The sequence below is a fragment of the Deferrisoma sp. genome (genome assembly GCF_054681715.1).
Genome location: NZ_BAAHFQ010000150.1, coordinates 1 through 6,593, shown reverse-complemented (window position 1 = coordinate 6,593; position 6,593 = coordinate 1). Strand labels below are relative to the sequence as shown.

Sequence of the window (6,593 nt, the reverse complement as noted above, 5' to 3'; positions counted from 1 at the left end):
TCACCACGGCCCCCTTGGAGGGGCTGAACAACAAGATCAAGGTGCTCAAGCGCCAGGCCTATGGCTTCCGGGACCAGGAGTACTTCAAACTGCGAGTCCTGTTCATCCACGAGCCCACCCCATCATTTGCCGGATGAGCCCAAAATGAACCGGATCAGGCACACCGAGAAGTTCCAGATCTCCCGCCCTGTGGATGTCGTGTTTCCCCTGTTCAGTCCGGAGGGCGAAAAACGTTGGGTCCCCGGATGGGACTACAGGAACGTTATGGGAGACACAACCCTACGTGAGGATTATGTTTTTGTGACAGAAAGTCACGACCACGCTGCCGGGGAAGCCATATGGATCGTCAAACGGTATGAGCCGGAGAACTACTGTGTCGAGTTCTATAAGGTAGAGGCGGGGGAAAAAGTGGGGGTTGTCTCCGTTCGCTGTGTTCCGGTTTCCGATGGGGAAACGGAGGTGTGGGTTGCGTACGAGTACATTGCGCTGACGGAAAAGGGGCGTGGATTCATAGAAACTTTCACCGAAGACGCGTACAAGGAATTTATCGGCGAATGGAAGCGATTGTTGGAAGCGTACTTCCTCGCGGTTTAGTGCTGCTAATACCGTCGAACGTGTTACCGGAGGCGGGTGGGGGGCTGGCTCCGGCCGGGAAGGAATTCGCCGACGGGGCTGGGCCGGAGAGCGGTATTCCCCGGATGTGAGGGAAAGATAATGGGAACCTGGAAGACGATCGAGCATACGGCGGACCTGGCCCTCGAGGCCGTGGGGGCGACCCCGGAGGACGCCCTGGAAGCCCTGTGCCGGGGCCTTTTGGCCCAGATCACCGACCCGGAACGGGTGTCGCCCGGGGAGGAGCGGAAGGTCGAGGTGGAGGGGTTCGACGAGGCCGAGGCCCTGGTGGGGTTTCTGAACGAGGTCCTGTACCTGGTGAACGCGGAGCACTGGCTCCCGGCCCGGGTGGAGGTGCGGGAGGCCCGGGGGGTGCGCATCGCCGGCACGGCCCGGGGCGAACCCCTCGACCCCGGCCGCCACCCCTTCGACCTCGAGGTCAAGGCCGCCACCTACCACGACCTTTTCTGGGGTCCCGACCCGGAGGGCGGGGGGTGGAGGGTTCGGGTGGTGTTCGATGTGTGAGCGCCGGGCCGGTTTGACTCCCACCCGGGTTTGGCGTACCTATGGTCGGCCGAGGAGGTGATGCGCCGTGTGTGAGTCGAACGCGTTTCTCGTCCGGGGCGACCGGGAGGAGACGCTCCTCGAAGAGGTCACCCACATGGAACCCGTGGAGGGGGGGTACCGCCTCCGGAACCTGTTCGGGGAGGAGGCCGTGGTGCGGGGGCGGCTCAAGGAGGTCAACCTCCTCAAGCACCGGATCGTGTTCGAAGAAGCCTAGGGGAGGGGCGGCCCGTTCGCCCCTCCCGACGAGATTGCCGCCTGCTGGGGGCGCGTGACGCTGAGAGTTCCCGCCCGGGAACGACCCCTGGAACCTGACCTGGGTAATGCCAGCGTAGGGAAGCAGCCGCGGCCGAAAGCCCGCCTTTCGCCCGCCGTTCGCCGTTCCGGCGACGTTCCCCGCCGCTTGGCCTGCCGCTCCTGGAGGGCCGCCCACCGTGTTGCGCCCACCGAGCCCGCTCGTGGCGATCGCCGACGCCGACCTCCTGGGGGGAGACCCCGTCGGGCCGGCCGTGCGCGCCGCGGCCGCGGGCGTCCGGTGGGTGTGCCTGCGGGCCCGGGCCGCCTCGACGGCCGAGCGCATCGCCTGGGCCGGGGCGATCCGGGAGGCGAGCCCCGGCGTGTTTATCACGGTGCACGCCGACCCCGAGGCCTGCCGGGCCGTCGGCGCCCCGGGGCTCCATCTGCCGGGCTGCGGGTTCGACGTGGCCCGGGTGCGGCGCGAGCTTCCCGGGGTGCTCCTCGGCGTTTCGTGCCACGACCGCGGGGAGCTCGAGGCCGCCCGGCGGGCCGGGGCCGACTACGCGTTTTTGAGCCCGGTGTTCCCCCCGGCGTCGAAGCTGGGGACCCCCCTGGGGCTCGAACGGTTTCGGGAGCTGGCGACCGGGGCCGGGATCCCGGTGATCGGCCTCGGGGGGATCACGCCCGACCGGGTGGGGCCGGTGCTCGCCGCCGGGGCGGCCGGGGTGGCCGTGCTGGGGGCGCTCTTTCTCGCGCCGGACCTTGGGGCGAGGGTGGCGGAGTTCCGGGACGCCCTCGAACGGGCCGGGCGGCCCCTCGGGCCGGCAAGGGAACACGAGGAGGTGGAGACGTGAGAGAGGTTCAAGCGACTCCCCCCCGGTGCCTCACGGTGGCCGGATCGGACTCCGGCGGGGGGGCCGGCATCCAGGCCGACCTCCGGACCTTCGCGCTCCTGGGCTGCCACGGGAGTTCGGCGCTGACGGCCGTGACGGCCCAGAACAGCGTGGGGGTCCACGGGGTGTACCCCCTGGAGCCCGGGGCCGTGGGGGCCCAGATCGACGCGGTGCTCTCGGACATCGGGGCCGACGCGGTGAAGACCGGCATGCTCCACTCCGCCCCGATCATCGAGGCCGTGGCCGAGGCGCTCGGCCGCCACGGGGTGGAGCGGCTCGTCGTGGACCCCGTGATGGTGGCCAAGGGCGGAGCCCCCCTTCTGCGGGACGACGCGCGGGACGCCCTGGTGGGGCGGCTTCTCCCCCGGGCGCTCCTCGTGACCCCCAACCTCCCCGAGGCCGAGGCGCTGGGGGGACGCCCCATCCGCTCCGCCGAGGACCGGGAGGCCGCGGCCCGGCGGGTGATCGAGGCCGGGGCCCGGGCCGTCCTGGTGAAGGGGGGGCACGCGGAGGGGGCGGAGGTGGAGGACCTTCTCCTCTTGGCCGACGGCGGGACGCACCGGTTCCGGTCGCCCCGGGTGCCCACCCCCCACACCCACGGCACGGGCTGCACCCTCTCGGCCGCGATCGCGGCCTTTCTGGCCCGGGGCGACGGCCTGGTGGACGCGGTGCGCCGGGCCCGGGCGGTCCTCGTGGAGGCTGTGGCGAACGCCTATCCCCTGGGGGCCGGCCACGGCCCCACCAACCCCTGGGCCGGGTCGCCCCTGGTGGCCCGCCACGGGGTGCTGGAGCGGCTCTGGGCGGCCTGGGAGATCTTGGAAGAGGCGAACCCGGTGGAGCTCATCCCCGAGGTGCAGTCGAACCTGGCCGAGGCCCTGCCGGCCGCGGCCACCTTCGACGACGTGGCCGCGTTTCCGGGCCGGATCGTGCGGGCGGGGGACCGGGTGCGGCGGGTGGACGGCCCGCGGTTCGGGGCGAGCCGCCACATGGCGAAGATCCTCCTCGCCTCGGCCCGCTGGGGAAGCCCGTTCCGGGCCGTGATGAACGTGCGCTACGGGGAGGACGTTCTCGAGGCCTGCCGGGCCCTGGGGCTTCGGGTCGAGGGGTTCAGCCGCGCCGAGGAACCGAGGGAGGTGAAGGAGCGGGAGGGGTCCACCCTGGAATGGGGCACCGCCGAGGTGCTCCGGAGGGCCGCCCGGGCCCCGGACGCGATCTACGACACCGGGGACCAAGGGAAGGAGCCCATGATCCGGATCTTCGGCGCCACCGCGCCCGAGGTGGCCCGCCGGGTCGCGGCGGTCGCGCGGGAGATGCGCCGGGTCGCGCCATAGAGGGCCGGGGTTGGCGACCGCGTGGGGCGGTCGATCGGCCCGCATCGCGTCGATCAGGCCGGGAAGCCGGTGGGGCAGCCTTCGAGCCTCCCAGCTTCCCAGCCTCCCAGCCGAGAAGAGGATGAACCGATGACGATTCTGGAAGCGTGCCGGGCCGGCCGGGTGCCGGATCCGGTGGTGGAAGCGGCCAGGGCCGAGGGGGTGGACCCCGAGGCCCTGGCGGCCTCGGTGGCCCGGGGCGAGGCGATCGTGTGCCAGAACCGGAACCGCCCCGGTTGCCGGCCCCTGGCCATCGGCAAGGGGCTCCGGACCAAGGTGAACGCCAACATCGGCACGAGCAAGGACCAGATGGACCCCGAGGCCGAGATGGCGAAGCTGCGGGCCGCGCTCCGGGCCGGGGCCGACACCGTGATGGATCTCTCCACCGGGGGGCCGGTGCGGGAGATCCGGCGCCGGATCCTGGCCGAGTGCCCCGTGCCGGTCGGGACGGTGCCCATCTACCAGGCGGCGGTCGAGACGGTGGAGGCCGGCCGGGCGATCCCCGAGATGGATCCGGAGGTGCTCTTCCGGGTGATCGAGGAGCAGGCCCGGGAGGGGGTGGATTTCGTCACCGTGCACTGCGGCATCACCCGGGAGGGGGTGGAGTTCCTGGAGAGCCAGCCTCGGCTGCTGGGGGTGGTCAGCCGGGGCGGGTCGTTCACCGTGGCCTGGATGCGCCAAAACGGGGCGGAGAACCCGCTCTACGACCAGTTCGATCGGTTGTGCGAGATCTGCCGGGAGCACGAGGTGGTGCTGAGCCTCGGGGACGGGTTCCGGCCGGGGGCGCTCGCCGACGCCACCGACCGGGGGCAGATCCACGAGCTCATGGTGCTCGGCAGGCTGACCCTTCGGTCCTGGGAGGCGGGGTGTCAGGTCATGATCGAGGGGCCGGGCCACGTGCCCCTCGACCAGATCGAGGCGAACGTGAAGCTCCAGAAACGGCTCTGCCACGGCGCGCCGTTTTACGTGCTGGGGCCGCTGGTGACCGATGTGGCCCCGGGGTACGACCACATCACCTCGGCCATCGGCGGCGCCCTGGCCGCCTGGGCCGGGGTGGACATCCTGTGCTACGTGACCCCGTCGGAACACCTGGGGCTGCCCACGGCCGAAGACGTGCGGGAGGGGGTGATCGCGGCCCGGATCGCGGCCCACGCGGCCGACGTGGCCAAGGGGGTTCCGGGCGCCCGCGCCTGGGACGACGCCATGAGCCGGGCCCGGGCCGCCCTGGACTGGGAGGAGCAACTCCGGCTCGCCGTGGACCCGGCCAAGGCCCGGCACCTGCGGGAGCGGTGCCTTCCGGCCGACGCCGAGGTGTGCACCATGTGCGGGGAGTTCTGCGCCGTGAAGGTGTTCTCGGGTCGAACCGGGTAGGGCGCCGGTGGCGGGGCGGCCGCAGGACCGCCGGGCCGTCTGGGCCTGGGCCCTCTACGACTGGGCCAACTCGGCCTTCGCCACCGCGGTGATGGCCGGGTTTTTCCCGGTGTTTTTCCGGGAGGCCTGGAGCGCCGGGGCCGCCGAGGGGGTGGCGACGTTCCGGCTGGGGCTCGCGAACTCCGCGGCCAGCCTGGCGGTGGCGGCGGCCGCGCCGTTCCTGGGCGCCCTGGCCGACGCGGGGGGCGCAAAGAAGCGCTGGCTCCTGGGGTTTGCCGCCGCCGGCATCGGGGGAACGGCGGCCCTCGCCGGGGTGCCCGCCGGCGGCTGGGCGTGGGCCGCGGCCCTGTACGCTCTGGCCACGGTCGGGTTCATGGGGGCCAACGTGTTCTACGACGCCCTCCTCGTGGACGTGGCCGAGCCGGCGGTGAGGGATCGGGTGTCGGCCCTCGGCTACGCCCTCGGGTACCTCGGGGGCGGCCTCGCCTTTCTGGGCCTCCTGGCGGCCGTGCTCCGGCCCGAAGCGCTGGGGCTTCCCGGCCCGGGCGCCGCCGTGCGGTTCGCCTTCGTCGCGGTGGCCGCGTGGTGGGCCCTGTTCTCGGCGCCCCTCGCCCGCTGGGTGCGCGAGGCCCCCGGGGCGCGGGGGATCTCCTGGCGCGCCGGGGCGGCGCGGCTCCGGCAAACCCTGGGGGAGGTGCGCAACCACGGGCCGGCGCTCCGGTTCCTGCTGGCCTACTGGCTCTACATGGACGGGGTCGACACCGTGGTGCGCATGGCCGTGGACTATGGGCTGGCCCTCGGCCTCGGGGCCGGCGACCTGATGAAGGCCCTCCTCGTGACCCAGTTCGTGGGGTTCCCCGCGGCCGTGGCGTACGGACGTCTGGGCGAGCGGATCGGGCCCAAGGCCTCGATCCTCCTGGGGCTCGGCATCTACGCCGGGGTGACGCTGTGGGCGCGGGGGATGAGCACCCCGGCCGAGTTCTACGGCCTCGCCGTGGTGATCGGGCTCGTGCAGGGCGGGGTGCAGGCCCTGAGCCGGTCGTTCTTCAGCCGGCTCGTCCCGCCCGGCCGCAGTGCCGAGTTCTTCGGGTTCTACAACCTGATGGGCAAGTTCGCGGCCGTGATCGGCCCCGCCCTGATGGGGGCGGTGGGCTGGTGGACCGGGAACCCCCGGGACGGGGTGCTCGCGGTGACGGGGCTCGTGGTCGCCGGGGGGATCGTGCTCCTGGGCGTGCCCGGGGCGGGGGAGGGGAGGGCCGATGCTGCGTAGCCGCATGCCGGGGGAAACGGGGGAACCGCCGGAAACTCGGGCCATCCTCGATACCCCTTCGGGTACCACAAGTATCCCTTCGGGTCCTTGACGTTGCAGTGCAGCAAACCTAGACTGCGGGCGTGTCGGAACGAACCCCTTTGGAGAGGAGGAGTGAACCATGCCCGCACGTGAAACCTTCGTCGACCGCGCAGCGAACCTTTGGACCCAGCAGATGGACCGGTGGATCGAGTCCGTGAACCTGTGCCAGAACCAGTACGAGCGCATGCTCAACCT

Annotated in this window: 8 protein-coding genes and 1 riboswitch; all 8 genes read left to right on the top strand. The window is 72.0% G+C overall.

What is annotated here, in order from left to right; all coding sequences use genetic code 11:
* Positions 1 to 137, top strand: a 137-nt coding sequence (locus ACY0I8_RS15010; protein ID WP_461394759.1) for a transposase, incomplete at its 5' end; no start/stop codon positions are given.
* Positions 138 to 144: 7 nt separating this feature from the next.
* Positions 145 to 594: a hypothetical protein gene (locus ACY0I8_RS15005; protein ID WP_459942199.1), complete on the top strand. Its 450-nt coding sequence runs from the start codon at positions 145 to 147 to the stop codon at positions 592 to 594.
* Positions 595 to 714: 120 nt separating this feature from the next.
* Positions 715 to 1,137: an archease gene (locus tag ACY0I8_RS15000; protein WP_459942198.1), complete on the top strand. Its 423-nt coding sequence runs from the start codon at positions 715 to 717 to the stop codon at positions 1,135 to 1,137.
* Between the two features lie 67 nt (positions 1,138 to 1,204).
* Complete coding sequence (locus ACY0I8_RS14995) at positions 1,205 to 1,393, top strand: CooT family nickel-binding protein (protein WP_459942197.1); 189 nt, start codon at positions 1,205 to 1,207, stop codon at positions 1,391 to 1,393.
* A 36-nt stretch (positions 1,394 to 1,429) separates the two neighbouring features.
* A riboswitch (TPP riboswitch) is annotated at positions 1,430 to 1,531 on the top strand.
* 103 nt (positions 1,532 to 1,634) lie between these two features.
* Positions 1,635 to 2,267 (top strand): thiamine phosphate synthase, encoded by a 633-nt coding sequence (locus tag ACY0I8_RS14990; protein ID WP_459942196.1) that lies wholly within the window; start codon positions 1,635 to 1,637, stop codon positions 2,265 to 2,267.
* On the top strand, positions 2,264 to 3,637 hold the full coding sequence (gene thiD, locus ACY0I8_RS14985) for a bifunctional hydroxymethylpyrimidine kinase/phosphomethylpyrimidine kinase (protein ID WP_461395385.1): 1,374 nt from the start codon (positions 2,264 to 2,266) through the stop codon (positions 3,635 to 3,637). Before ACY0I8_RS14990 ends, thiD begins: the two co-directional genes overlap by 4 nt.
* A 129-nt stretch (positions 3,638 to 3,766) precedes the next feature.
* Positions 3,767 to 5,047, top strand: coding sequence for a phosphomethylpyrimidine synthase ThiC (gene thiC / locus ACY0I8_RS14980; protein WP_459942194.1), 1,281 nt, complete (start codon positions 3,767 to 3,769; stop codon positions 5,045 to 5,047).
* A gap of 7 nt (positions 5,048 to 5,054) precedes the next feature.
* The gene (locus tag ACY0I8_RS14975; RefSeq protein ID WP_459942193.1) at positions 5,055 to 6,317 is read left to right on the top strand and encodes an MFS transporter; all 1,263 of its coding nucleotides are present in this window, start codon (positions 5,055 to 5,057) and stop codon (positions 6,315 to 6,317) included.
* Positions 6,318 to 6,593 lie beyond the last annotated feature (276 nt).